At 62.3% G+C, this 24,935-nt stretch carries 24 protein-coding genes; 20 read left to right on the forward strand and 4 right to left on the reverse strand.

Annotated elements, in window-relative coordinates; all coding sequences use genetic code 11:
- The first annotated feature begins 5 nt into the window (after positions 1-5).
- The 3 genes from modB to NKI79_RS01905 all read left to right on the forward strand — a co-directional run bounded on the left by modB (position 6) and on the right by NKI79_RS01905 (position 2,242).
- Entirely contained in the window at positions 6-710 is a 705-nt protein-coding gene (gene modB / locus NKI79_RS01895; RefSeq protein WP_352799572.1) for a molybdate ABC transporter permease subunit, read from the forward strand.
- Entirely contained in the window at positions 707-1,819 is a 1,113-nt protein-coding gene (gene modC / locus NKI79_RS01900; RefSeq protein WP_352799573.1) for a molybdenum ABC transporter ATP-binding protein, read from the forward strand. The genes modB and modC overlap by 4 nt, the downstream gene beginning before the upstream one ends.
- A gap of 81 nt (positions 1,820-1,900) precedes the next feature.
- Positions 1,901-2,242: a winged helix-turn-helix domain-containing protein gene (locus NKI79_RS01905; RefSeq protein ID WP_023676697.1), complete on the forward strand. Its 342-nt coding sequence runs from the start codon at positions 1,901-1,903 to the stop codon at positions 2,240-2,242.
- A gap of 33 nt (positions 2,243-2,275) precedes the next feature.
- On the opposite strand, the gene cobF is transcribed toward NKI79_RS01905, so the two are convergent.
- On the reverse strand, positions 2,276-3,049 hold the full coding sequence (gene cobF, locus NKI79_RS01910; RefSeq protein ID WP_352799574.1) for a precorrin-6A synthase (deacetylating): 774 nt from the start codon (positions 3,047-3,049) through the stop codon (positions 2,276-2,278).
- A gap of 141 nt (positions 3,050-3,190) precedes the next feature.
- On the opposite strand from cobF, the gene NKI79_RS01915 reads away from it, so the two are divergent.
- From NKI79_RS01915 to NKI79_RS01935, 5 genes are all read left to right on the forward strand, one after another.
- The gene (locus NKI79_RS01915) at positions 3,191-4,201 is read left to right on the forward strand and encodes a DUF4424 domain-containing protein (protein WP_352703561.1); all 1,011 of its coding nucleotides are present in this window, start codon (positions 3,191-3,193) and stop codon (positions 4,199-4,201) included.
- Entirely contained in the window at positions 4,201-4,719 is a 519-nt protein-coding gene (locus NKI79_RS01920) for a dihydrofolate reductase (protein ID WP_352799575.1), read from the forward strand. The genes NKI79_RS01915 and NKI79_RS01920 overlap by 1 nt, the downstream gene beginning before the upstream one ends.
- A gap of 160 nt (positions 4,720-4,879) precedes the next feature.
- Positions 4,880-5,974, forward strand: coding sequence for an FtsH protease activity modulator HflK (gene hflK / locus NKI79_RS01925; RefSeq protein ID WP_023676693.1), 1,095 nt, complete (start codon positions 4,880-4,882; stop codon positions 5,972-5,974).
- Entirely contained in the window at positions 5,974-6,930 is a 957-nt protein-coding gene (hflC, locus tag NKI79_RS01930; RefSeq protein WP_352799576.1) for a protease modulator HflC, read from the forward strand. The genes hflK and hflC overlap by 1 nt, the downstream gene beginning before the upstream one ends.
- A gap of 142 nt (positions 6,931-7,072) precedes the next feature.
- The gene (locus NKI79_RS01935) at positions 7,073-8,590 is read left to right on the forward strand and encodes a DegQ family serine endoprotease (RefSeq protein ID WP_352799577.1); all 1,518 of its coding nucleotides are present in this window, start codon (positions 7,073-7,075) and stop codon (positions 8,588-8,590) included.
- 46 nt (positions 8,591-8,636) lie between these two features.
- Here the strand turns inward: NKI79_RS01935 and NKI79_RS01940 are convergent, their stop codons facing one another.
- Positions 8,637-9,209, reverse strand: coding sequence for a GNAT family N-acetyltransferase (locus tag NKI79_RS01940; protein ID WP_352799578.1), 573 nt, complete (start codon positions 9,207-9,209; stop codon positions 8,637-8,639).
- Positions 9,206-10,093, reverse strand: coding sequence for a phosphoserine phosphatase SerB (gene serB / locus NKI79_RS01945; RefSeq protein ID WP_352799580.1), 888 nt, complete (start codon positions 10,091-10,093; stop codon positions 9,206-9,208). Before serB ends, NKI79_RS01940 begins: the two co-directional genes overlap by 4 nt.
- Between serB and miaA the strand changes: the two genes are divergently transcribed.
- The 3 genes from miaA (at position 10,083) to NKI79_RS01960 (ending at position 12,484) form a co-directional block, all read left to right on the forward strand.
- Positions 10,083-11,051: a tRNA (adenosine(37)-N6)-dimethylallyltransferase MiaA gene (gene miaA, locus NKI79_RS01950; RefSeq protein ID WP_352799731.1), complete on the forward strand. Its 969-nt coding sequence runs from the start codon at positions 10,083-10,085 to the stop codon at positions 11,049-11,051. The two genes, serB and miaA, sit on opposite strands and share 11 nt — an antisense overlap.
- A gap of 104 nt (positions 11,052-11,155) precedes the next feature.
- A complete protein-coding gene (locus NKI79_RS01955; RefSeq protein ID WP_254818928.1) occupies positions 11,156-11,950 on the forward strand; it encodes a GGDEF domain-containing protein in 795 nt (264 codons plus the stop codon).
- 147 nt (positions 11,951-12,097) lie between these two features.
- Positions 12,098-12,484, forward strand: coding sequence for an ester cyclase (locus NKI79_RS01960; RefSeq protein ID WP_352799582.1), 387 nt, complete (start codon positions 12,098-12,100; stop codon positions 12,482-12,484).
- Between the two features lie 36 nt (positions 12,485-12,520).
- Here NKI79_RS01960 and NKI79_RS01965 read toward each other — a convergent pair whose 3' ends face one another.
- A complete protein-coding gene (locus NKI79_RS01965; RefSeq protein ID WP_352799584.1) occupies positions 12,521-14,347 on the reverse strand; it encodes an ATP-binding protein in 1,827 nt (608 codons plus the stop codon).
- Positions 14,348-14,498: 151 nt separating this feature from the next.
- On the opposite strand from NKI79_RS01965, the gene NKI79_RS01970 reads away from it, so the two are divergent.
- The 9 genes from NKI79_RS01970 (at position 14,499) to NKI79_RS02010 (ending at position 24,908) form a co-directional block, all read left to right on the forward strand.
- A complete protein-coding gene (locus NKI79_RS01970; protein WP_352644620.1) occupies positions 14,499-15,065 on the forward strand; it encodes a helix-turn-helix domain-containing protein in 567 nt (188 codons plus the stop codon).
- Position 15,066: 1 nt separating this feature from the next.
- Complete coding sequence (locus tag NKI79_RS01975; protein WP_254818924.1) at positions 15,067-15,378, forward strand: hypothetical protein; 312 nt, start codon at positions 15,067-15,069, stop codon at positions 15,376-15,378.
- 21 nt (positions 15,379-15,399) lie between these two features.
- Complete coding sequence (locus NKI79_RS01980; protein ID WP_352799586.1) at positions 15,400-15,924, forward strand: GNAT family N-acetyltransferase; 525 nt, start codon at positions 15,400-15,402, stop codon at positions 15,922-15,924.
- 291 nt (positions 15,925-16,215) lie between these two features.
- Positions 16,216-17,967 (forward strand): acetolactate synthase 3 large subunit, encoded by a 1,752-nt coding sequence (locus tag NKI79_RS01985; RefSeq protein ID WP_352475317.1) that lies wholly within the window; start codon positions 16,216-16,218, stop codon positions 17,965-17,967.
- A gap of 30 nt (positions 17,968-17,997) precedes the next feature.
- Positions 17,998-18,984 carry a hypothetical protein gene (locus tag NKI79_RS01990; protein ID WP_352475316.1) on the forward strand — a complete coding sequence of 329 codons (987 nt, stop codon included), beginning with the start codon at positions 17,998-18,000 and terminating at the stop codon, positions 18,982-18,984.
- 125 nt (positions 18,985-19,109) lie between these two features.
- Positions 19,110-19,682, forward strand: coding sequence for an acetolactate synthase small subunit (ilvN, locus tag NKI79_RS01995; protein ID WP_023676680.1), 573 nt, complete (start codon positions 19,110-19,112; stop codon positions 19,680-19,682).
- A gap of 61 nt (positions 19,683-19,743) precedes the next feature.
- A complete protein-coding gene (locus tag NKI79_RS02000) occupies positions 19,744-20,340 on the forward strand; it encodes a LysE family translocator (RefSeq protein ID WP_352475315.1) in 597 nt (198 codons plus the stop codon).
- Positions 20,341-20,508: 168 nt separating this feature from the next.
- On the forward strand, positions 20,509-21,753 hold the full coding sequence (locus tag NKI79_RS02005) for an efflux RND transporter periplasmic adaptor subunit (RefSeq protein ID WP_352644613.1): 1,245 nt from the start codon (positions 20,509-20,511) through the stop codon (positions 21,751-21,753).
- Positions 21,750-24,908, forward strand: a complete 3,159-nt coding sequence (locus tag NKI79_RS02010) for an efflux RND transporter permease subunit (RefSeq protein WP_352799587.1) — start codon at positions 21,750-21,752, stop codon at positions 24,906-24,908. The genes NKI79_RS02005 and NKI79_RS02010 overlap by 4 nt, the downstream gene beginning before the upstream one ends.
- Positions 24,909-24,935 lie beyond the last annotated feature (27 nt).

Raw genomic sequence — 24,935 nt, forward strand, 5'->3', positions numbered from 1 at the left:
GACGCATGAACTGGCTGCTGGATCTTACTCCCGACGAATGGAACGCGGTCCGGCTGTCGATCAAGGTGGCGACCGTGGCGATGATCGCCAGCCTGCCGCCGGGTGTAGCAATCGCCCTTGTGCTCGCCCGCGGCCAGTTCTGGGGCAAGACGCTGCTCAACGGGGTGGTGCATCTGCCGCTGATCCTGCCGCCGGTGGTGACCGGCTATTTGCTGCTTTTGACTTTCGGCAAGCGCGGTCCGGCCGGCGCTTTCCTGGCCGAGCATTTCGGCATCGTTTTTTCCTTTCGCTGGACGGGCGCCGCGCTCGCCTGCGGCGTGATGGGTTTTCCGCTGATGGTGAGGGCGATCCGGCTGTCGATCGAGGCCGTCGACCGCAAAATCGAGGCGGCGGCCGGCACGCTCGGCGCCAATCCGCTATGGGTATTCGGCACGATCACCCTGCCGCTTATCCTGCCCGGCCTGATCGCCGGTGCGATTCTCTCCTTCGCCAAGGCGATGGGCGAATTCGGCGCGACGATCACCTTCGTCTCCAACATCCCGAACGAGACGCAGACGCTGCCGTCGGCGATTTATACTTTCACGCAGGTTCCCGGCGGCGACGCCGGCGCGCTCAGGCTGACGCTGATCTCGATCGTCATATCGATGGCGGCACTCGTGGCCTCGGAAGTGCTGGCGCGGCGCGTCGGCCGGCGGATGGACATCGAATGACGGTTCAGGTCGACATCAGCCACCGGCTTGGCGGTTTCGCCGTCAATGCCCGCTTCGAGAGCGCCGGGCGGCTGACTGCGCTGTTCGGGCCTTCCGGTTCCGGAAAGACGACGCTCATCAATTTGATTGCCGGGCTGATCCGCCCCGACAAAGGCCGTATCGCGGCCGAGGGCCGCGTGCTGGTCGATAGCGACGCCGGCCTGTTCGTGCCGAAACACAAGCGGCGGATCGGCATGGTGTTCCAGGATGCGCGGCTGTTTCCGCATATGAGCGTGGCGAGCAATCTGCGCTATGGCCGTTGGTTCACGCCGGCTGCCGAGCGCTACGCCGATATCAATGGCGTGGTCGAACTGCTCGGCATCGGTCATCTGCTCGACCGGCGGCCGGCAAAACTCTCCGGTGGCGAGAAGCAGCGCGTGGCAATCGGCCGGGCGCTGCTTGCCAGTCCGAAATTGCTGCTGATGGACGAGCCGCTGGCGTCGCTCGACGAGGCGCGCAAGGCCGAGATCTTGCCTTATATCGAGCGGCTACGCGACGAGACAAAAATTCCGATCGTCTATGTCAGCCACTCGATCGCCGAAGTGGCGCGGCTGGCGAGTGACGTCGTGGTGCTGATGCAAGGCAAGGTCGCCGCTTCCGGTCCGACCGGAGCGATCATGCAGCGGCTGGATCTATTGCCGGCCGAAGAGCGCGGCGAGGGCGGTGCCGTGCTGGATACCGCGGTTCTGCGCCACGACGAAGCCTTTGGCATGACGGTGCTAGGCTCATTGGCGGGCGAGATCCGGGTGCCGCTTCTGGCAATGCCAGTCGGTGCGCCGGTGCGCGTCCGCATCCGAGCCCGCGACGTGATGATCGCCACCGAGCAGCCGGTTGGCCTCAGCGCGCTCAACATACTGCCGGGCACGATCGTGGCGATAGAGCCGGGCGAAGGGCCTACGGTCGAAATTGGCATCGACTGCAATGGCGCAACCGTGCTTGCCCGCATCACCGAAAAGTCGCGGCAGACGCTGGGGCTCCGGCTTGGTCGACAGGTCTTCGCCGTGGTCAAGACAGTGAGCTTCGACCGGGCGAATACCGGCACCGGGTTGCCGGCCGAGGTGGATGGGTGAACGGCCGATGATTCGCTATATCGTTTGGGAATAGCGGTATCGCTGCAGAACTTGTAGAATAGCGTGACCGCGGAGGAGCAAATGCCGTCGCTGAGTTTGCGGATAAATCTCGATCCAGATGGCCGCATCGGGCCAGGCAAGATCGAGCTTCTGGAACAGATCGCCGCCTTCGGCTCGATTTCGGCCGCGGCGCGCGGCATGGAGATGTCCTACAAGCACGCCTGGGATCTGGTCGAAGACATGAACCGGGTGTTCGGCAAGCCGCTGGTTGCGGCACAAACGGGCGGCAAAAAAGGCGGTGGCGCTCAGTTGACGTCGGTCGGGCTTGCTGTGGTCAGCCGCTTCCGCGCGATCGAGCGGGCTGCGTCTTCAGCAGCGGCGGCGCATATGGAGGCGCTGCAGGCCGAGATCGACGCTGCGTGAACTCGGCGGAATTCATGCCGCGCTCGATCCCTGCTACTCCTCCGGCTCGCCCGGCTTGCGCAGCAGATAGGTGTCCATGATCCAGCCTTTTTTCCGGCGGGCCTCCTCACGGGTGCTCACGATCTTGTCGCCGACGTCGCCAATCCGGCCCGAGATGACGATCTCGTCGGGGGTGCCGAGGTAGGCGCCCCAGTGGACGGTGACGTCCTTGTCGTCCAGCGTGTTGAAGGCGCATTTGCCGTCCAGCATGACGATGGTGCTGCCGGCGTTTTCGGGCAGACCTTCCTCGGTGAGCCGGCGGCCGGTGGTGATCAAAACGGCGTCGCCGATTCGGTTCAATGCCATTTTGTGGCTGGCGGCGAGTGCCTGGATGGCGGTGATGCCAGGGATGACCTCCAGCTCGAACGCGATATTGCCTCTGAGGCGCACGCGATCCAGGATGCGCAGCGCGCTGTCGTAGAGCGATGGATCGCCCCAGATCAGGAAGGCGCCGCAGCCATCTTCGGGGAGTTCGTCGCGGATCAGGCCTTCGTAGATCACGGCGATCGCTTCGTGCCAGTCGTCGACGGTCGAGCGGTAGGAAGGCGCCGGCTCGGCTCGCACCGGCACCTCGAATTCGACACGGCGCGAGTTCGGATTAGTGACGAAGCGGTCGCAGATCTGGCGGCGCAATTCGGCGAGGTCGCTCTTCTTGGCGCCCTTGTCGGGAATGAACAGCACGTCGGCCCGATTGAGGCCGTTGATGGCCTGGACCGTCATGTGCTCCGGATTGCCGGCGCCGATGCCGATGACGAGAAGCTTGCGCATGGGCGAACTCCTGCCCGATCGGAACCGGCGTGTCTAGACCGACACGACATGCCGGCAGGCGCCGGCGCATTTGCCGAAAGGCTTTGAAACGCCACATTGAACGGCTAGAGTCATGTCGGCATTCTCGCCGGGGGAGTTTCCATGTTCCGTTACGTCCTGACCGCAGCCTTGGCGCTCTCGGCTACGCCTGCGCTCGCCAATGATTCGGTCGCCGAACTCGGCACTGGTGGGCTGATCCTTTCACGCAGCGATGCGGTGGCGATGGAAAGCGAGGATCTCTACATCTCGCCGGAAAAGGTGACGGTCGACTACGTCTTCCGCAACAACACCGACAAGGATGTCAATGCGATCGTCGCCTTTCCGATGCCCGACATCGAAGGCGACCCCGAAGAAATACCGGCAATTCCGGAGGCGCAGAGCGACAATTTCCTCGGCTTCGAAGTCACGATCGACGGGGTGCCGGCAAAGCCGCAGCTCGAGCAGAAGGTGTTCGCGCTCGGCATCGACATCGGCGCTGACCTGAAGGCGCAGGGCGTGCCGTTCTATCCGTTCGGCGATGCGGCCAAGGCAGCGCTGGCAAAGCTGCCGCAAGCGGTCACCGACGACTGGGTCAATCGCGGCATCATCATCGAGGACACCGCCGACGACGGTTCGGGCATGAAGACCGTCTATACGCCGTTCTGGCAATTGCGCTCGACCTATTGGTGGCGCTCGACCTTTCCGGCCAACAGGGCGGTCCATGTCTCGCATCGCTACAAGCCGAGCGTCGGCGGCACCTCCTCGGTCAGCTTCTTCTATGACGGCCAGTTTCAGGGCCAGTATGCCGCCTACAAGACACGCTACTGCATGGACGATGCCTTCGAGAATGCCGTGCGCAAGGCAGCCAAGGACGATCCCGACGGCTATCCCAAATATTTCGAGAACCGCATCGCCTATATCCTGACCACGGGCGGCAACTGGGCCTCGGGAAACATCGGTACGTTCAAGCTGACCGTCGACAAGGGCGATCCGAAGAACCTGGTCTCGTTTTGCGGCGAAAACGTCAGGAAGATCGGACCGACGACGTTCGAGATGAAGGCGCAGAACTTCTACCCCGAGCACGACATCGACATATTGCTGCTGGAGCCATCCGATGGCGGGAACGGCGGCTGATGGATCTCGCGATTTATGTCGCCATCGCCGAGAACGGCGTGATCGGACGCGAGGGTGGGTTGCCGTGGCGGCTTTCCACCGATCTCAAGCGGTTCAAGGCCGATACGATGGGCAAGCCCATCATCATGGGTCGCAAGACCTATGAAGGCATCGGCCGGCCATTGCCGGGCAGGCTCAACATCGTGGTGACACGAGACAAGGCGTGGCGCGCCGAGGGCGTCGAAGTCGCGCACTCGATCGAGGACGCGATCGCGCTGGCGACGGTGCGCGGGCGCTGCATGGCCGGCGCCGACGAGATCTGCGTCATCGGCGGCGGGGAGATCTACGCTCAGGCGCTGCCGTTGGCCGATCGGCTGCACGTGACCCATGTTCTGGCCGCAGTCGACGGCGATGCCCATTTTCCGCGGATCGATCCGGCGCTGTGGCGGATCGTCCGCTCGCAAGACGTGGCGGCTGGCGAAAAGGACAGCCATGCGACACGCTATTCGGTTTACGAGCGGCGCCGCGACGTGCATTGAAGACGACAAAGGGTCGCGACAGGTCTAAATGGCCCAAAAGGCGGACAGTGGCGGCAGCCGATCGCGTTGAAAGCGTGCCGTTGCATCCCTATAGAAGAATAATATTGGATTTTGCGCCGGTGAGCCGGCGCTTGAGGGAATTCCAAGCGAAAGGACATTCATGCCCTGGAACGACAAGAGCGGCGGCGGCGGCCCGTGGGGCGGCGGCAACAATCAGGGGCCTTGGGGTCAGGGACCAAAAGGACCCAGTGGCCCACAGGGCTCGCCTCCCGATCTCGAGGATATCATCCGGCGCGGGCAGGACAGGTTGCGGCGCGCGCTGCCGGGCGGCGGTGGCGCGAGCCCGGCCGTGTTCGGGCTGATTGCCGCGGCGCTGGTGGTGCTATGGGCGTTCAAGGCGGTCTACACCGTGCAGCCCGACGAAGTTGCGGTCGAGCTCAGGTTTGGCAAGCCGAAGGCGGAGCTCTCGCAGCCTGGCCTGCATTTCCATTGGTGGCCCATCGAAACGGTCGAGACCGCCAACATCGCCGAGCAGCTTGTCAGCATCGGCGGCGGCAGTTCCAGCGGCAATGGCCTGATGCTTTCCGGCGACCAGAACATCGTCAACGTGCAGTTCTCTGTGGCCTATCAGGTCTCCGACCCTAAGGCCTATCTGTTCGACGTGTCCGACCCGGACGGCATGCTGCAGCAGGTCGCCGAAAGCGCGATGCGCGAAGCGGTCGGCCGGCGCCCGGCGCAGGACATTTTCCGCGACGACCGGCAAGGCATTGCAGCGTCGGTGCGTGAGATCATCCAGACGACGCTGGACGGCTACAAGGCCGGCCTCAACGTCAACGCAATTTCGATCGAGGACGCCGCGCCGCCGCGTGAGGTGGCAGACGCGTTCGACGAGGTGCAGCGGGCCGAACAGGACGAGGACAAGTTCGTCGAGCAGGCCAATCAGTATTCCAATCAGAAGCTCGGCCAGGCGCGCGGTGCGGCCGCACAGATCCGCGAAGACGCGGCCGCCTACAAGAACCGGGTCGTGCAGGAGGCCGAAGGCGAGGCGCAGCGCTTCATCTCGGTCTATGACGAATATGCAAAGGCGCCGGAAGTGACGCGCAAGCGGCTCTACCTGGAGACGATGGAGAGGGTGCTGAAGGATTCGAGCAAGGTCATCGTCGAGCAGGGCAACGGGCAAGGGGTGGTTCCCTACCTGCCGCTGCCGGCATTGCAGCAGAAGGCGCCGGCACCGGCCACCGGAGGAAACCAGTGATGGCCAACCGTCTTCCCGTCATTGCGGTCATCGCCGCGGTCATCCTGTTCCTGCTCTATTCGTCGGTCTTCGTCGTCAATGCGCGCCAGCAGGCGCTGGTGCTCAGGTTCGGCGAAATCGTCGACGTCAAGAACCAGCCGGGCATCTATTTCAAGGCGCCATTCTCTTTCTTCGATGCCGACACCGTGCAGCTGATCGAAAACAGGGTGCTGCGCTTCGACCTCGACAACATCCGCGTCCAGGTTTCAGGCGGCAAGTTCTATGAGGTCGATGCCTTTATCGCCTATCGTATCTCGGACCCGCGTGTGTTCCGCGCCGCGGTCTCCGGCCAGATCGAACTGGCCGAGGCCCGGCTGAGGACGCGTCTCGACGCCGCCTTGCGCCGCGTCTATGGCCTGCGAGACTTCGAGGCGGCGCTCTCGGAAGAGCGCGCCGTGATGATGCGCGAGGTGCGCGATCAGCTGAGGCCGGATGCCACCTCGCTTGGCCTGCAGATCGAGGATGTCCGCATCCGCCGCACCGATCTCACGGCCGAAGTTTCGCAGCAGACCTTCGACCGCATGAAGGCCGAACGTCTCGCCGAAGCCGAGCGGCTGAGAGCGCGCGGCAACGAGGCAGCGCAGCGGATCAGGGCTCGCGCCGACCGCGAAGTGGTGGAAATCGTCGCCGAAGCGCAAAAAGAGTCTGAAATCCTGCGTGGTGAAGGTGAAGCCCAGCGCAGCGCCACGTTTGCCGGTGCCTATCAGCGCGATCCGGCCTTCTTCGATTTCTATCGGTCGATGAATGCCTATGGCACGGCGCTGGACAGTACCGGAACGACGATGGTGCTGTCGCCGAATTCCGAGTTCTTCCGCTTTTTCCGCGACCCGGACAGCAAGGAAACGCCTGCGGCCCCGGCGGCGCCACCGCCTGCCGCTCCCGCCGCACCGGCGGCACAGCCAGGCACCGGCCAGTAGGGCCGGTGCAGGGGCGCCGGCGTAACGGAGGATTTATCCTCTGGCCGTAGCCATAGCCGCAAACGTGCCTTATTTCTTGCCAACATGACGCGGACCGGCATTTTTGCCGAAGCGGTTTTTCAGAACACCCGGAGGCCTTTCGATGACATCCACCACCCTTCTGCGTGCAGCGAGGCGGACGTTCATCGCCGGGGCTGCTGCGCTTCTGGTCGGCGCTGTTGCCGTTCCCTCGTTCGTGGCGCCGACGATGGCAGCCGACGGGCCGCCCTCGGTTGCCGATCTCGCCGCCGGCCTGCTTGGCGCTGTGGTCAACATCTCGACGTCGCAGACTGTTAAAGGCACTGAGGGGCCGGGCGCAGTGCCGATGCCGCAGCTGCCGGAAGGCTCGCCCTTCCAGGACTTCTTCGACGATTTCTTCAAGAACCGTGGCGGCGACAAGGGCGGCGGCGGGCAAAAGGTGCAGTCGCTGGGCTCCGGCTTCGTGGTCGACGCCGAGCAGGGCATAGTGGTGACCAACAACCACGTCATTGCCGATGCCGACGACATCGAGGTGAATTTCTCCGATGGGATGACGCTCAAGGCGACGCTGGTCGGCACCGACACCAAGACCGACGTCGCGGTGCTGAAGGTCGATCCGAAAGGGCACAAGCTGACGGCTGTGAAGTTTGGCGATTCCAACAAGATGCGTGTCGGCGACTGGGTAATGGCGATCGGCAATCCGTTCGGTCTCGGCGGCACGGTGACGGTCGGCATCGTCTCGGCGCGCAATCGCGACATCAATTCCGGTCCCTATGATGATTTCATCCAGACCGATGCCGCGATCAACCGCGGCAATTCCGGTGGACCGCTGTTCAACAGCAGCGGCGAGGTCATCGGCATCAACACGGCAATCATCTCGCCGTCGGGCGGCTCGATCGGCATCGGCTTCTCGATCCCGTCGCAGCTTGCCTCGGGCGTCGTCGACCAGCTTCGCCAGTTCGGCGAGACGCGGCGCGGCTGGCTTGGCGTGCGCATCCAGCCGGTGACCGACGACATTGCCGAGAGCCTGGGCATGGCGACCGCCAAGGGCGCGCTGGTCGCCGGCGTCATCAAGGGCGGGCCGGTCGACAACGGCACCATCCAGGCCGGCGACGTCATCATCAAGTTCGACGGCAAGGACATCCATGAAATGCGCGACCTGCCTCGCGTCGTGGCGGAGAGCCCGGTCGGCAAGGCCGTCGACGTGATCATCGTGCGCAAGGGTGTCGAGCAGACCGTCAAGGTGACGCTCGGCCGGCTCGAGGATGGCGAGAAGCTTGCCAGCGGCGGTGAAAACGGCAACACCGACCAGGACGACGCCGACAAGGCGCCTGCGGTTTCGACGGCTTCCGTGCTCGGCATGACGGTCGGCGAGCTCAACGACGAGACGCGCACGAAGTTCGGCATCGCCGCCGACGTCTCCGGCGTCGTCGTGACCGACGTCTCCAAGGATTCGGCGGCGGCCGAACGCGGCATCCAGCCGGGCGAGGTGATCACCGAGATCGCGCAGGAATCGGTCGCAACGCCCAAGGACGTCATGGACCGGATCGGTGCGCTGAAGGAGCAGGGGCGCAAGAACGCGCTTTTGATGCTGGCGTCGAAGACCGGCGAGCTGAGGTTTGTGACAATCCGGATGGATTGAGTCCGGAAGAGCCTGCAACACTCTGATGTTGAAAGAAAAAGGGCGGCTAGCGGGTCGCTCTTTTTCTTGCCTGCCAGTCTGTGCGTGACAGCCTGTAGAAGACATGTCGCCTGAGTGCGGTGTGGTTGTCCGGAACACCTGGATAGTCGAAGTCGGAGGCGGGGTCGGCGATCATGCCCAGGCGCTCCATGACGGCAGTGGACCGGCTGTTATCCTTGACTGCGAAGGACACGATTTCGTCGAGGCCAAGTCTTTCAAAGCCATAGGTGAGCCAGGCTTCGGCTGCTTCCGTGGCATAGAAGCGGCCCCAGAATTCGGGTGCCAGCCGCCAGCCGATCTCGATCGTGCCGGGCGGCAGGAATGGCAAATGATCGGTTCGGGTTATGCCGACGAAGCCGATGCATTCACCTGTGGCTGCGATCTCAGCAGCCGCGAAGCCGAAGCCGTCGCGATTGATAGCCGCGCGCAACTCCTCCATCTTGGCGTCAGCCTGGGCGCGGTCGCGGCGAAACGGAAAGAATTCCATGACCAACTCGTCGGAATTGATGCGATGGAAGAGCTCGCGGTCACGATCTTCCCAGTTGCGCAGGATCAGGCGCTCGGTGCGGATCGGCGTCATTCGACAAATTCCTCCCGGTGATAACCCTGCAGATAAAGCAAGGCGGTGAGGTCGCCGTAGTCGATGCGGATCTTTGCCGCGGCTGCCACGGCCGGCTTGGCATGCATGGCGACGCCGATGCCGGCAAGACGGATCATGTCGAGATCGTTGGCGCCATCGCCGACGGCAATGGCATCGGCAGGTGTCAGGCCGAGGCGGCCGGAAATCTCGATAAGGGCTTCGGCCTTGGCGGCGCGGCCGAGGATCGGTTCGGCGACCAAGCCGGTGAAGCGGCGATCCTGCTCGATCAGGCGGTTGGCGCGATTTTCGTGAAAGCCGAGCAATGCTGCGATGCGGGTGGTGAAGATGTCGAAACCACCGGAGATCAGCGCCGTCCAGGCGCCGCTGGCCGCCATCGTCTGGACGAGCGTGCGGCCGCCGGAGGCAAGCGTCAGGCGATTGTCGATGATGCGGTCGATGATCGCGGCATCGAGACCCTTGAGCAGCGCCACGCGCTCGCGCAAGGCCGGCTCGAATGCAATCTCGCCGTTCATCGATCGCGCGGTGATGGCGGCGACACGATCCTTGACGCCGATCTCGTCGGCAAGCTCGTCGATGCATTCCTGGTCGATCATCGTCGAATCCATGTCGGCGATCAGGATCTTCTTGCGCCTGTTCTCAGCCGGCTGGACGGCCACGTCGATCGGTTCGGAAGCAAGCGCGGCATGCAGGCGCGCCGTTATTTCGGAAGCGTCGGCGGTCTCCGGCAAGTCGAGCTCGCAGGCGATGCCTTCGGCCAGCCAGCGAACAGCGCTTGCGCCGACCGACCGCGAGGCCATATTCGCTAGCGTCGACGTCAATGCGCGGCCGGCGGGATGGGATAGAAGCGTGGCGATCAGCGGCATCGAAAATTCCAGCGGACAGGCGGGCGAAGGCCGCGTGAAGAACGCGATCCTGATAGCCGGGCCGACCGCCAGCGGCAAGTCGGCGCTCGCACTCGACCTCGCCGAGCGCAATGGCGGTGTCATCGTCAACACCGATTCCATGCAAGGCTATTCGGTGCTCGACGTGCTGACGGCGCGGCCTGGTCCTGCCGAACTCGCCCGCGTCCGTCACTTTCTTTATGGACACGTCGATCCGTCCACTGCCTATTCCACCGGCGCCTGGTTGCGTGATGTCACGAAGCTGATCGACGACGGCATGCTCTCGGAGCGGCCAGTGATTTTCGTCGGCGGTACCGGGCTTTATTTCCGGGCGCTCACGGAAGGTATGTCGGAGATGCCCGACATTCCGAAGTCGATCCGCGATCGCTGGCGCTACGAACTCCAGGAACAGGGCGCAGTGAGATTGCACCGCATCCTGTTGCGCGAGGATTCTGCGGCCGGCATGATGCTGAAGCCGACGGATGGTCAGCGCATCGTGCGGGCGCTGGAGGTGCTCGACGCATCGGGCCGTTCCATCCTGGAATGGCAGGCCGCGCGTGGCCGGCCGTTGATCGACAGGAGCAGCGCGCGCTTTTTCGTCATCGAGCCGGAGCGAGCGGCGCTGGTGGAGCGGATCGATGTCCGCTTCGACCGCATGCTGGACAAGGGGGCACTGGACGAGGTGAAGCAGCTTTCGGCGCTCGGCCTCGATCCCGACCTGCCGGCGATGAAGGCGATCGGTGTTCGCGAGCTCCAGGCCGCGCTGGCCGGCGCCATCAGTTTTCCCGCGGCCATCGAGCGCGCGAAGATCGCGACGCGGCAATATGCCAAACGGCAGACGACCTGGTTCAGGCACCAATTGGGCCCGGAATGGCAGAGATTGCGTCCGGGTGAGGGGATCGACTCGATGCCCTCACCTCCTCCTTCGAGCGCAACCTGAAAAGTCGACACCGAGGGGCCATTTCGCGTTGAAGTTGTCCAGGTTAACTGTCCGTAAGTTCCCGCATGCCATAAGATCGATAGGAACTTTCCCACGGGGAGCAGATGCGTTTCCATAAGGCGGAATCAGCCTTTTTTGTCTTTATTTTTGTGATCCTGGCCGCCGGCCTGGTGACGCTTTACGCCTATGGGCTCCTGCAAACCCTGGCCGCCGACATTAGCAATACGCCTTCGGAACTCGATGAAATCATCTATCTCAACAAGCTGCTGTTTGCGACCGGCGTGCTGCTGGCGACTGCGCTGTTCTTCGGCATTTTCTTCATCTACCCGCTGATCCGAAAGCAGGCGACGGAAGAAGGCAAGCTGCGTGCCATGACCGTTTCGCTCAGCGCGCGTTCAGAGACGCTGGAGCATGCGGCGCTCACCGACAGCCTCACCGGCATGCAGAACCGCCGCTACTTCGACGATGCGCTGAAGGAATATCTCGAAGAGTTCCGCCGCATCGAGAAACCAGTCGGGCTGATGATCCTCGACCTCGACCATTTCAAGCAGGTCAACGACAGCCACGGCCACGATGTCGGCGACGAGGTGTTGCGGGCGGTCGCAAACTGTCTCAAGGACATGACACGCTATCACGACGTGGTGGCGCGCCTCGGCGGCGAGGAGTTCGCGGTGGTCACGCCCAATATGGATGCCGAGCTGCTATCCAAATTCGCCGAGCGCATCCGCAAGGCGATCGCCAACATGTCGGTGCTGACAGGCAATGTCCGACTGAAAATCACCACCAGCGTCGGGCTTGCTGTCTGGGATCGCAAGGAAACCGCCGAGGAGTTCTATCGCCGCGCCGATCGCCAGCTCTATGAGGCGAAGAGGCAAGGGCGCAACCGCGTCTGCGCCTGAAATTCCGTCGTCAAATTCGTGATGTGGAAATTCGTGATGCTGGCCGTCTGGTATCGTTTTTTGCGTTTCCGGTGCACGCAGACCGACGTCACCCAGTCAAGCTGAGATGCTGCCTTTGTGGGGCTTGCCGGAAATAGAGGTGTTGCCGTGACTAAATCCGACCTCTCAGATCGTTATCGGGGCTATATTGCATGTCTAAACAAGCAGGATTGGCCAAACCTGGGGCGGTTTGTCCATGATGAAGTGACCCACAACGGTCGCAAGCTCGGATTGTCCGGCTATCTCGAAATGTTGGTGAGAGACTTCGACGAAATTCCGGACCTTTACTTCGACATTCAGCTATTGGTTGCCGATCCGCCTTATGTAGCGAGCCGGCTAAGCTTCGACTGCACGCCAAGGGGAATGTTCCTTGGGCTCGATGTGAGCGGGAAGAGAATTTCGTTTGCCGAGAACGTATTCTATGAGTTTCAGAGAGGGAAAATTGGCCAGGTGTGGTCAATTATAGACAAGACAGCCATCGAAGCTCAGCTGTGATATCTGCGAGCGCTGCCTAAAAGTCGCTCGGCTCGATCATTCTGGCGGACGCGGCCCGAAGGTCGCCGGCTTGAGGCCGTATCGCAAGTCGAAATCGTCGTTCCGCTGGGTGCGTGCGGCCGACGGCTTGCGATAGTCCGAATCGCCGGCCTGCCGGCCCGGATCGACGACTTCCGCGAAAGGCATTGCCTGCTGTGATTTCGGCAGGTTGCGCAGCCGTTCGACGATCGCCACTAGGTCGACCTCGTCGCCGGTTTCGGACGGCAAGGCATTCTCGCGTTTGGCGGTGCCTGGGATCAAATCCTCGGAGAGTTTTTCGAACTTCATCCGCATCGTCGTCGCCACGCCTTCTCCGAAGGCGATGGCCTCGCGCTGGCCCATGGAAGACAGGAACGCCAGCGTCGAGGCCGAGGAATCGGCGATTGCCGAGCGGATGATCGCCTGGTCCTGCTCGTTGGCGAGCCGCATGGCAAAGAACGTCGAGCACTGCGACAGGATGGTCGGGTCGAGTTCGCCCGGGCGCTGGGTGACGACGCCCAGATAACAGCCATATTTGCGGCCTTCCTTGGCGATGCGCGACAGCGCGTGCCGCGTAGGCGCGAAACCGAGGCGCGGATCGGCCGGCATGTAGCGATGCGCTTCCTCGCACAGGAAGAGCAGCCGCAAGCGGCCTTCGCTCCACAATGCCAGGTCGAAGGCCAGCCGCGCCAGCACCGAGCAAACGGAATTGACCACCTCGGATGGCATGCCGGCCATTTCGAAGCAGGTCACCGGGCGGCCGTGATGCGGCACGCGGAAAATGTTGCCGATCGTCTCGTGGATGGTGTCCTCGATCAGGCGCGAGTTGAACATGAAACGGTAGCGCGGATCGGATGCCGCCGATTCGATTCGTGCCTTCAGTGACCTGAGGGTCGGGCGATCGTTCTTGCTTTCCAGCAATCCCATGCGCTCGTCGACCAGCTTGATGAGGTCGGCAATGCGATAGGGCACCGGCGCGTCGGCGGTCAGTGCGTCGGTGCTGCGCCGTAGATAGTTGCCGGAGTTCGGATTGCGGTAGAGGTTCTTGGCCGCGGGAATAAGATCGCGCAAGGCGTCGACCTCTTCCGGGACCGTCTCGCGGCCGCGAAACAGCACCTCGGCAAATTCCTCGAGCTTGAACATCCAGAAGGGCAGGTCGAGCGTCGTCGAATCGACCCTAACGCAATGTTCGGGCAACGACGCGGCGAACTCGTTGTGTGGATCGAGGATGAGCACGCGCAGGTCGGGCCGGGCGGCGATCGACTTGCGCAAGAGCAGCGACACGGCGGTCGATTTGCCGACTCCAGTGGTGCCGACAATGGCGAAATGGCGCGCCAGCGTATCATCGATTGCGATATTGGCGTCGATGGCCTCGTCCTGCGACAGCGTGCCGATGGTGATCGAATGACGACCGGCGAGATCGTAGACGGCCTGCAGGTCGCGGCTGCGGATACGATGGGCAATGGCGCCGATATGCGGGTAGGTTGTGATGCCACGGTCGAAGATCGGCTTCGCGCCGGGTTCGGCACCGTCGCGCACCTCGCCGATCAATTCGATGCTGACCTCGATCGGATTCTGGCCCTCGCTGCTCCAGGCACGATCCGACTTGCCGATTTCGTAGACCAGGCCGACGGTTCGTGATGTGCCGAGATTGATCGAGATCATCTTGCCGACGCTCCACAGGCCGGTGACCGTGCCTTCGACGTCGTCGGCATAGGCGCTGATGGTGGCGCGCGCGCCGTCGCATTGCACGACATTGCCCAGAATCCGCTTGTCGTTCTGCTCCGCCCTGCGGCGCTCCAGCAAAGTCGGTTCCCCAATGGAGGCTTCGCGTTCAACGAGCATGGACAGGCCGGTCCCCTTTTCCCAAGCGATGAGCCTAGGCGAACGGGGTTAAGGTGGGATGAGGCCGGATGGTTTAGCGGACATTAAGGAGTTTGCGAAAAGTGGACGAAACGGTCGTTGCCTCGCAGAAAAATTTCGATATATTGGATTAATGGATGATATAGCGAACGACATATCCTCGACTATCGGCAGAAGGATACACACCGAAAGGGTGGCTCGCAGCTGGTCCCTGGCTGAATTGGCGGAGCGGTCCGATGTCTCGAAAGCCATGCTGAGCACGATCGAGCGCGGCATGACCAGCCCGACGGCGGCACTCCTCGTGCGCATCGCGGCCGCCTTCGGCATGACGCTGTCCACATTGATCGCAAGGGCGGAATTGCAGGGCGGTGGCCTGCTTCGCGAAGGTGACCAGCCGCTGTGGCGCGATCCGGCTACGGGTTATGTGCGGCGGCATCTTTCGCCGGTCTCCGACATGCCGCTCGAACTGATCCGGGTCCAGTTGCCGGCCGGCGCCAAGGTAAGTTTCCCGGCGGCGTCCTATGCCTTCATCAGGCAACAGATCTGGCTGATCTCCGGGCGCCTCGAATTCACCGAGGGCGACATCGTTCACAAGCTCGAAACCGGCGACTGCCTGGCGCTCGGCGCGCCATCAGATTGCGTCTTCCACGCTCCGGGGCCGGACGCCGCCGACTATCTGGTTGCGTTGGCCAGGCGCTGAGGTGAAGGCACGCCGTCCGAAACGCTCCGACAATGGTGGGCCGCCGCTCGACGACTATGACGGTCCGCCCTGGGGCAAGGGCGATCCCTATGTCTTTCTTGCCTGGCGGACCGCCCATGCCCAGGCATGGAAAGCGCCGAGCCGCGAGATCATGCTGATGCGGCTGGACAAGGCCGAGCGGCTGGGCCTGACCTATGAGGAATACACGCTCGAACTGCTGGAACGCGGGCGACATCTGCAAGAGGAAGACGCCGATCGCATCGCGGAAATCCGCCGGGCCAGGAAGCGGAAGCGGACCAGTCATTTCGACTGACGGGCGGCGAAGGGAAACCACATGAGTTCGATCGAAATCAGGCCACTCAGCAATACTGACGGAACGCAAAAAATGCTGGCGGATCTGCTGATCGGGACAGTCGCTGCCGGCGGCTCGGTCAGCTTCATGCATCCGCTGGCGCCGGAGATGGCCGCGGCCTTCTGGAACAAGTCGCTTGATGCGGCCGCCAGAGGCGAAAGGGCGGTGCTTGGGGCCTGGAACGGCGAGGCTCTGGTCGGCACAGTCACCTTGCTGCTCGACTGCCCTCCCAACCAGCCGCACCGGGCCGAGATCGCCAAGCTGATGACCCGCCTCGATTGCCGCGGCAAGGGCATAGCAACCCGCCTGATGGAGGCGGCGGAAGCCGTTGCCGTGGAGAAAGGCCGCACGTTGTTGGTCCTTGACACGGCAAAAGAGGAGGGGGCTTCCGGCCTCTATGAAAAGCTCGGCTTCACGCTGGCCGGCGAAATACCGGATTATGCGCTGAAGCCGCATGGCGGGCTCACAGCCACCCTCATCTACTGGAAACGCATTGGTTCAGCCTGATCCGACCCGTGCACATTCGCCGTTGACAGCGGCGTCAAACCAATTCTATTGTCCGCCACCATGAAAAAGGCACTCATTCTCGTAGGAAAGCGCGTGGGCGAGGCGGTGTAACCGCCGGGCGATGACCTCCCATGCGCAAGACACAGGCTCCCTCGGGGGCCTTTTTTATTGCCCGAAACACGACTAAACGACGAGCAATCGCCAGATGGCGAACAGTACGGGACCAGACCGATGAGCAGTGGACAGAATGAGCGGCGCGACATGCCAAGAACTGAAATGCCAAGAACTGAAATGACTGGCGCCGAAATGGTGGTGCAGGCGCTGAAGGACAATGGCGTCAAGCATGTTTTCGGTTATCCGGGCGGCGCGGTTCTGCCAATCTACGATGAAATCTTCCAGCAGGACGAGGTCGAGCACATCCTCGTCCGCCACGAGCAGGGCGCGGGCCATGCGGCGGAAGGCTATGCGCGCTCGACCGGCAAGGCCGGCGTCATGCTGGTGACCTCGGGGCCGGGCGCCACCAATGCGGTGACGCCATTGCAGGACGCGCTGATGGACTCGATCCCGCTGGTCTGCCTGACCGGCCAGGTGCCGACTTCGCTGATCGGCTCGGATGCGTTCCAGGAGTGCGACACGGTCGGCATCACGCGACCCTGCACCAAGCACAACTGGCTGGTAAAGGACGTCAACGAGCTCGCGGCAACGATCCACGAGGCCTTCCATGTGGCAACGACAGGGCGCCCCGGTCCGGTCGTCGTCGACATTCCGAAGGACGTTCAGTTCGCCAAGGGTACCTATGTCCCGCCGCAGACGGCGCCGCGCACCAGCTACCAGCCGAAGGTCCAGGGCGACCTGGAAAAGATCAAGGCGGCGGTCGAGCTGATGGCCGGCGCCAGGAAGCCGATCATCTATTCGGGCGGCGGCGTCATCAATTCCGGCCCGGAGGCGAGCCATCTGCTGCGCGAGCTGGTCGACCTGACCGGCTTTCCCATCACCTCCACGCTGATGGGCCTCGGCGCCTATCCGGCGTCGGGCAAGAACTGGATGGGCATGCTCGGCATGCACGGCACGTATGAGGCGAACATGGCGATGCACGATTGCGACGTCATGCTCTGCATCGGCGCGCGCTTCGACGACCGCATCACCGGGCGGCTGACGGCGTTTTCGCCGAATTCGAAGAAGATCCACATCGACATCGACCCGTCGTCGATCAACAAGAACGTCCACACCGACGTGCCGATCATCGGCGATGTCGGGCGTGTGCTGGAGGATCTGGTGCGGCTGTGGCGGGCAACCGCCAAGACCGACAAGAAAGCGCTTCACCCGTGGTGGGAGCAGATTGCCAAATGGCGCGCCCGCGATTCGCTCGCCTACAAGATGAACCACGAGGTGATCATGCCGCAATATGCCGTCCAGCGGCTCTATGCGCTGACCAAGGACCTCGACACCTACATCACCACCGAGGTCGGCCAGCACCAGATGTGGGCGGCGCAGCACTATCATTTCGAGAAACCGAACCGCTGGATGACCTCCGGCGGACTGGGCACGATGGGCTACGGCCTGCCGGCGGCACTCGGCGTGCAGATCGCGCACCCGGATGCGCTGGTCATTGATATCGCCGGCGACGCCTCGGTGCAGATGACGATGCAGGAGATGAGCGCGGCGGTGCAGCACGAGGCGCCGATCAAGATCTTCATCCTCAACAACCAGTATATGGGCATGGTGCGGCAATGGCAGCAGCTGCTGCACGGCAACCGGCTGTCGCACTCCTACACCGAGGCGATGCCGGATTTCGTCAAGCTCGCCGAAGCCTATGGCGGCCACGGCATTCGCTGCGACAAGCCGGACGAGCTCGATGACGCCATCAAGGAGATGATCGCGGTCAAGAAGCCCGTCCTCTTCGACTGTCGCGTGGCGACGCTCGCCAACTGCTTCCCGATGATTCCGTCCGGCAAGGCGCATAACGAGATGCTGTTGCCTGACGAGGCGACCGACGAAGCTGTGGCCAACGCGATCGACGCCAAGGGCAGGGAACTGGTGTAGCCCGCAACTGCTGAAAGCAGGTTCACAACAATGACGAAGTCAGCAAGGGCATTTTGGTTAATGTTGCACAACACATTTGGTGTGCTGTGCGCATTTGCGATCGTTCTTGCCGTCAATAATAAGGCGATAGCCCAGGATGTCCTTAGGGTGCGAGGAACGACTGTATCGTTAGCTCCCCCGAAAGGTTTCGAGCCCGCAGGAGATTTTGCCGGTTTTGTGAATAACGACATAAAGGGAACGATCGCAGTTACCGAATTACCCAAAGAGGCGTTCGGTCAAATGTCATCGCTTTTTTCAGATGTCGGCAAAATAAATGAAAAATTCTCCAGCGGGGGCATCAAAGCGAATACTCTCGAGTGGCTGAAGATAAATACAGGGGGATCCGTCCCGCTTATACATGGCACGCAGAGTACTTTGGACGGCCATTTTGATAAGTGGATGGCTCTGTATGGCGGAAACAAAACATCCTTAGTGACCCTGCAAGTCATGGAACCAAATTCCCTTGAACCTTCAATCGTCAAGGCTGTCTTTGCTTCGGTGAAGACCGGAATTGCGGCATCGGAAGAGGAGCAGCTTTCGGTCTTGCCATTTGAACTCAAGGTGGTCGAACCCTTTCGGTTCATAGGGACACCGGCAGGCGCGGGAGTGCTGCTCACCGTTGGTCCAAACGATTTGAACTCCGGCAATCTGCAACCGATCTTGCTTGTGATTCATCAAGCAGGGCCAGTGGCACCCGACAGCCTGGAGAAAATGGCTGAAACCCAGCTTAGGACTACGTCAAGCTTCAGGGCTGCGGAGATCCGGTCAACCCGGCCAATAAAGTTTGCCGGAGTGGAGGGTATTTTGCTTGAGGGCACAGTCACCTTGGATGGGAGCGTCAAGCAGTTCTCCCAGCGCTTTAGCATTGGAAAAGACGGCCTCTTTTTGCGTTTGGTTGTGATGGGCAATGAAGCGCAAATGCAAGAATTGCGGGATGTGGTCGAACATATTGCGTCTTCAGTCGCCTTCAAAAGCTAACGGGAGCCTCTGCTTAGGAAGCTTGCTCTTGGAACAATTATGGAAAAGCCGCCGTAGGCAAACGCCGCAAAAGTATCTCAGTCCCTGTTGGACAACCAAACATCGAGGATAGAAAAGTCACCCCCATGAACGCACAGTTGCAACCGACCGGCTCGGCCTATTTCATCGCCAAGGAGACGGAAAAACCAGAGAACCACACGCTTTCGGTCCTGGTCGACAATGAGCCGGGCGTGCTTGCCCGGGTCATCGGCCTGTTTTCCGGACGTGGCTACAACATCGAGAGCCTGACGGTCTCGGAAACCGAGCACGAAAAGCACCTGTCGCGCATCACCATCGTGACGCGCGGCACGCCGCACGTGCTGGAGCAGATCAAGCACCAACTCGAGCGCATCGTGCCGGTGCACCGCGTCGTCGATCTCACCGTGCGGTCGCAGGAATTTGGACAGGAGCGGCCACTGGAGCGGGAACTCGCGCTGGTCAAGGTCGCCGGCACCGGCGAAGCCCGCGTCGAGGCGCTCCGGCTCGCCGATGCATTCCGCGCCAGCGTCATCGATGCCAACACCGAGCATTTCATCTTCGAGATCACCGGCAAGGGGTCCAAGCTCGATCAGTTCATCGCCATCATGAAACCGCTCGGGCTCGTCGAGATCTGCCGCACCGGGGTGGCGGCGATGAACCGCGGCCCGCAAGGGATGTAGTCATCCAGCTTGGCTCTCTCTCGTCGCTTTGCCACCGATCGCATTGATTTAGGGAAACGGCATGACCTTCGATGCATTCCTTGCTCTGCTGGTCTATGCCTTTGTGACCTCGATCACGCCGGGTCCGAACAATTTCATGCTTCTGGCCTCGGGTGTGAATTTCGGCTTGGTCAAGACCGTGCCACACATGCTCGGCATCGGCTTCGGCTTCCTCGTGCTGTTGCTTGCCGTAGGCTTCGGGCTTGGCGCCGTGTTGACAGCCTTTCCGGTGCTGCATACCGGGTTGAAGATCGCCGGCGGCCTCTACCTGCTTTATCTCGCCTGGAAGATCGCCATGTCGCGCTCGCTCGGCGGCGAAGGCGAGGCGAAGGGCCAGCCGATGCGCTTCATCGAGGCTGCGGCTTTCCAGTGGGTCAATCCCAAGGCCTGGGTAATGGCGATTACGGCCATGGCCGTCTATACCAACCCGGAACGCCCGTTTGTGTCCGTGGTGCTGATCGCGGCTGCGTTCGCCGTCGTCATGCTGCCGAGCATTTCGACCTGGGCCGGTTTCGGCATGGCGCTGCGCGGTTTTCTGGCAGATGCGGTGCGGCTCAAATGGTTCAACATCGCCATGGGCGTGACACTGGCGGCGACGCTGTGGCCGATGCTGCGTTAGCTGCCGTTTTATTGTGCACTGCACATTAAATCTTCGTAATGACGGGTTTTGGCCCTTTTTCGCCTTCGGCATCCTCTATTATCTGGCAAAAGCGCGGCAATCGGCTGCGAGTTGAGCTAGACTACGGCCACCGGATAGCGGCGTGTCGGATCGAGAGGCCTTTTGTCGATGCGCGGAAAGATCGTATTTGCGGTGATCGCTGCAGCCTGCGTTGCCGCGGCGTGGCTCTATCTTTCGCCCAGCGCAATGAGCGATCTTCAGCATCTGCTGTCGGCGAAGCAGACGGCGGCGGACAAACCCGCTGCAGCGGCAAGTGCCGCGCGTTCGACTTCGGTGGTTGCCGCCACCGCCTCGACGGCCGATTTTCCGGTCCGGCGCTATGCCATCGGCTTCGTGTCCTCTCCTGCCGTGGTCAGCATCAACGCACGGGTCTCGAGCCAGATCGTCGCAATCGCGGTCAAGGACGGACAGATGGTGAAGGCAGGCGACCTTCTGTTCTCGCTGGACGATCGCTCGTTGAAGGCGCAATTGGCACGCGATCAGGCGACGCTCGCAAAGGATCAGGCGCTGCTTGCCAGCGCCACGGCCGATCTTCAGCGGGCCAAAAATCTTGTCGCCAGGCAGGCCGGCACACAGCAGACCTACGATCAGGCTGTCGCGGCGCAGAAATCCGCAGCGGCCACCGTCGACGCCGACAAGGCAACGATCGATGCCGACCAAATCCAGCTTGGCTTCGCCACGATCAGGGCGCCGATCTCCGGCAGGCTTGGCGCGGTCAGCGTCGCCGTCGGTGATCTCGTCACCACCAGCAACAGCAGCAGCACGTCGACCCCGCTGGTGACGATCACGCAGGTCGACCCGTTGCAGGTGAAATTCAATCTCCCCGAAAGCGATCTTGGGTTACTGCACAAAGCGCTGGCGGCGCCGCAGCAAGGCGCGGTGACGCTGACCAAGGATGGCGACCCGAAGCCGATCGGCAAGGGAACGCTGGATTTCGTCGATTCCAGCGTGGACACGGCGTCCGGCACGATCGCAACGCGGGCCAGCGTGCCCAACGCCGATCTTTCGCTGTGGCCGGGCCAATATGTCAACGTCGTGCTCGATGCCGGCATTATGCCGCAAATGACGTCGGTTCCGACGGTTGCCGTCCAGCCTAGCCAGAAGGGGCCGTTCGTCTATGTGATCAAGCCGGACAACACCGTTGAAATGCGGCCGGTGCAGGTCGCGCTGACAGAAGGCGCCAACACTGCGATCAGCCAAGGATTGAAAAGCGGCGAGCGTGTCGTCGTCGAAGGCCAGACCAAGCTGAAGAACGGTGCGGCGGTGCGCGAAGGCAAGGCTTCGACCGGCACCGGCGACCAGGCGGCTCCGAAGGTCGCCGAGGCTGACCGGACGGGCGGAACACAGCCATGATTTCCGAATTCTGCATCCGCAGGCCGGTCGCAACGCTGCTCATGTCGTTCGCTCTGGTTCTGGGCGGGCTATTTGCTTACAAATTCCTGCCGGTAGCGGCACTGCCAAGCGCGGAATTTCCGGTGGTCAACGTCTCGGCCTCGCTGCCCGGGGCCTCGCCGGAAACTATGGCGACCTCGGTGGCAACGCCGCTGATCAAGCAGTTTGCCACCATCGCCGGCATCGATTCGATTTCGACGACCAACTCGCTCGGCTCGACCTCGATCGCCATTCAGTTCGTGCTCAACCGCGACATAGACGACGCCGCCGCCGACGTGCAGGCGGCGATCGCACGCACGCAGCGACAATTGCCGCCGGAGATGACCAGCCCGCCGAGCTATCGCAAGGTCAATCCAGCCGACGCGCCGATCCTGCTGATGTCGCTGGTCAGCGACACCATTCCGCTGACCGATCTCGATGCCTTTGCCGAGAATGTGATTTCGCCATCGCTGTCGACGATCGATGGCGTTGCGCAGGTTTCGATTTACGGCCAGCAAAAATATGCCGTACGCGTCCAGATCGATCCGACGGCGCTCGCCGCTCGCGGCATCTCGATCGACCAGCTGCAGGCGGCCATTGCCTCGGCCAACAGCAACACGCCGCTCGGCGTGCTCAAGAACAACAAACAGCAGCTGACGATCACCGCGAACACGCAGCTGACCAACGCGGCGGGATTCTCCAACATCATCATCGCAACAAAGAACGGCCATCCGGTGCGGCTCGGCGAGGTGACCCGCGTCATCGATTCGGTCGAGACCACGACGACGGCAAGCTGGTACGACGGCACCCGCGCCATCATCATGGCGGTGCAGCGTCAGCCGGACGCCAATACCGTCGATGTCGTCGACCGCGTCAAGGCGATGCTGCCTTCCTTCGAGGGTCAGATGCCGGCGGCGGCGAGCATCCAGTTGCTCAACGACCGCTCGACGTCGATCCGCGAGGCGGTGGATGACGTGCAGTTCACGCTGCTGCTCACCATCGCGCTGGTAGTGATGGTGATCTTCCTGTTCCTGCGCCGGGTGACGGCGACGGTCATCCCCGCCGTGGCGGTGCCAATTTCGCTCATTGCCACGCTGGGTGTGATGTACCTGTTCGGCTTTTCCATCGACAACGTCTCATTGATGGGGCTGACGCTGGCGGTCGGCCTTGTCGTCGACGATGCCATCGTCATGCTGGAAAATATTTTCCGCCATATGGAGGAGGACGGGCTCTCGGCCCTCGAGGCGTCGCTCAAGGGGGCGCGCGAGATCGGCTTCACCATCATCTCGATCTCGATCTCGCTGGTCGCCGTGTTCATTCCAGTGCTTTTGATGGGCGGCGTGATCGGGCGCATCTTCAACGAATTCGCGGTAGTGGTGACGGTCGCCATCCTGGCGTCGATGTTCGTCTCGCTGACGCTGACGCCGATGCTGTGCTCGCGGCTGTTGTCATTATCGAACGCCGAGCAGAAAGCAGCGCATGGCGGGGACCACCGACAAAACGTCTTCATGCGGGGCTATGACAGGCTGCTGACATTCTGCCTGCGCCACAATTTCCTTGTCTTCCTTGTCTTCCTCGTGACCGCCGGGCTGTCGGTATGGCTGATCCAGATCTCGCCGAAGGGCTTTTTCCCGCAGGAGGATATCGGCCAGGTCTCGGTGACGACCATTGCGCGCCAGGATATTTCGTTTGACGCCATGGTGAAGCTGCAGGGGCAAGTGGCGGATGTCTTCACCCATTCGCCCTACGTCGCGCATGTCGGCTGGTCGGCGGGCAGTGGAAGCAATGCGCTCAACCAGGGCCAGCTGTTTGTGCAGCTGAAAGACAAGGACCAGCGGCCGAACATCGACAAGGTGCTTTCGGACCTGCGGCGCCAACTTGCCAACGTGCCCGGCATCGAAACCTACATGCAGCCGGTGCAGAACCTGCGGCTCGGCGCGCGTTCTTCGGCGAGTGCCTACCAGCTTGCCGTGCAGGACCTCGATACCCGCCTGACGAACGTCTGGGCGCAGAAGCTGACGGACGCGATGGCTGCCGACCATGCCGCCTTCACCGACGTCACCAATGACCTGCAGAACAATGCGCTTCAGGCGACGCTGGTGATCGACCGCGACAAGGCGGCGACGCTCGGCGTCGATACCGACACGCTGCGTTCCAGCCTTTATGGCGGTTTCGGCACCCAGCAGGTGTCGACCATCTTCGGCTCGGCCGACAGCTACGACGTGATCATGGAACTCGACCCGAAGATCGAGTGGTCGCCCGAGCGGATGCTGGCCATCAAGGTGAGAACGGCGAGCGGCAGCCTGGTGCCGCTCGGCGCGTTCGCCCGCGTCGATCGGACCGCTGGTGCGCTGACCGTCAACCAACTCGGCCAGCTTCCGGCTGTGACCATCTCCTACAATCTGCCGCAGGGCGTAGCCCTCGGCGACAGTGTGAGCCACATCAATGCGCTGAAGGAAAAGATCGGCATGCCGCCGACGATCTCGACCACGTTCTCGGGCACGGCGAAGACCTTCCAGGATTCGCTTTCCAACCAGGGACTGCTGATCGGCGGCGCGATCCTCACCATCTATATCGTTCTCGGCATGCTCTATGAGAGCTTCATCCATCCGCTTACCATCCTGACCGGGCTTCCCTCGGCGGTGCTTGGCGCGCTGGTGGCACTGCGGCTGGCGGGGATGGACCTGTCGGTGATCGCGGTGATCGGCATCCTGATGCTGATCGGCATCGTCAAGAAGAACGGCATCATGATGATCGACGTGGCGCTCGAGCTTAGGCGCGAGGGGATGTCGCCTGTCGAATCCATCCACAAGGCCTGCCTGATGCGCTTCCGGCCGATCATGATGACCACGCTTGCCGCGCTGATGGGTACCATCCCGATCGCGCTCGGCACCGGCGCCAGTGCGGAACTGCGCCAGCCTCTCGGCGTGGCGGTGGTCGGCGGTCTGGTCGCCTCGCAGGCACTGACGCTGTTCGTCACGCCCGTCATCTACGTCTACATGGAGCATTTTTCCGGCTGGCTGGTCAGGCTGTGGGCGCGGCGCCGGGGCGAGCCGAAGCCGGTCGAAGCGGTCGACCAGCCGTCACTGTTCGACGAGGAGGAAGAACCAGTGCCGCAAAAGGCGGCAGCCGAATAGCGCTGGCCCAAGCCGTGGTGCTTGCGG

Origin of the sequence: Mesorhizobium sp. M0340 (genome assembly GCF_040321535.1) — a bacterium.
Lineage (GTDB): Bacteria > Pseudomonadota > Alphaproteobacteria > Rhizobiales > Rhizobiaceae > Mesorhizobium.

Coding starts and splice junctions, on each gene's coding strand:
- modB (WP_352799572.1), top strand. CDS start 6: ATGAACTGGCTGCTGGATCTTACTCCCGACGAATGGAACGCGGTCCGG.
- modC (WP_352799573.1), top strand. CDS start 707: ATGACGGTTCAGGTCGACATCAGCCACCGGCTTGGCGGTTTCGCCGTC.
- NKI79_RS01905 (WP_023676697.1), top strand. CDS start 1,901: ATGCCGTCGCTGAGTTTGCGGATAAATCTCGATCCAGATGGCCGCATC.
- cobF (WP_352799574.1), bottom strand. CDS start 3,049: ATGCGCAAGCTTCTCGTCATCGGCATCGGCGCCGGCAATCCGGAGCAC.
- NKI79_RS01915 (WP_352703561.1), top strand. CDS start 3,191: ATGTTCCGTTACGTCCTGACCGCAGCCTTGGCGCTCTCGGCTACGCCT.
- NKI79_RS01920 (WP_352799575.1), top strand. CDS start 4,201: ATGGATCTCGCGATTTATGTCGCCATCGCCGAGAACGGCGTGATCGGA.
- hflK (WP_023676693.1), top strand. CDS start 4,880: ATGCCCTGGAACGACAAGAGCGGCGGCGGCGGCCCGTGGGGCGGCGGC.
- hflC (WP_352799576.1), top strand. CDS start 5,974: ATGGCCAACCGTCTTCCCGTCATTGCGGTCATCGCCGCGGTCATCCTG.
- NKI79_RS01935 (WP_352799577.1), top strand. CDS start 7,073: ATGACATCCACCACCCTTCTGCGTGCAGCGAGGCGGACGTTCATCGCC.
- NKI79_RS01940 (WP_352799578.1), bottom strand. CDS start 9,209: ATGACGCCGATCCGCACCGAGCGCCTGATCCTGCGCAACTGGGAAGAT.
- serB (WP_352799580.1), bottom strand. CDS start 10,093: ATGCCGCTGATCGCCACGCTTCTATCCCATCCCGCCGGCCGCGCATTG.
- NKI79_RS01955 (WP_254818928.1), top strand. CDS start 11,156: ATGCGTTTCCATAAGGCGGAATCAGCCTTTTTTGTCTTTATTTTTGTG.
- NKI79_RS01965 (WP_352799584.1), bottom strand. CDS start 14,347: ATGCTCGTTGAACGCGAAGCCTCCATTGGGGAACCGACTTTGCTGGAG.
- NKI79_RS01970 (WP_352644620.1), top strand. CDS start 14,499: ATGGATGATATAGCGAACGACATATCCTCGACTATCGGCAGAAGGATA.
- NKI79_RS01980 (WP_352799586.1), top strand. CDS start 15,400: ATGAGTTCGATCGAAATCAGGCCACTCAGCAATACTGACGGAACGCAA.
- NKI79_RS01985 (WP_352475317.1), top strand. CDS start 16,216: ATGACTGGCGCCGAAATGGTGGTGCAGGCGCTGAAGGACAATGGCGTC.
- NKI79_RS01990 (WP_352475316.1), top strand. CDS start 17,998: ATGACGAAGTCAGCAAGGGCATTTTGGTTAATGTTGCACAACACATTT.
- ilvN (WP_023676680.1), top strand. CDS start 19,110: ATGAACGCACAGTTGCAACCGACCGGCTCGGCCTATTTCATCGCCAAG.
- NKI79_RS02000 (WP_352475315.1), top strand. CDS start 19,744: ATGACCTTCGATGCATTCCTTGCTCTGCTGGTCTATGCCTTTGTGACC.
- NKI79_RS02005 (WP_352644613.1), top strand. CDS start 20,509: ATGCGCGGAAAGATCGTATTTGCGGTGATCGCTGCAGCCTGCGTTGCC.
- NKI79_RS02010 (WP_352799587.1), top strand. CDS start 21,750: ATGATTTCCGAATTCTGCATCCGCAGGCCGGTCGCAACGCTGCTCATG.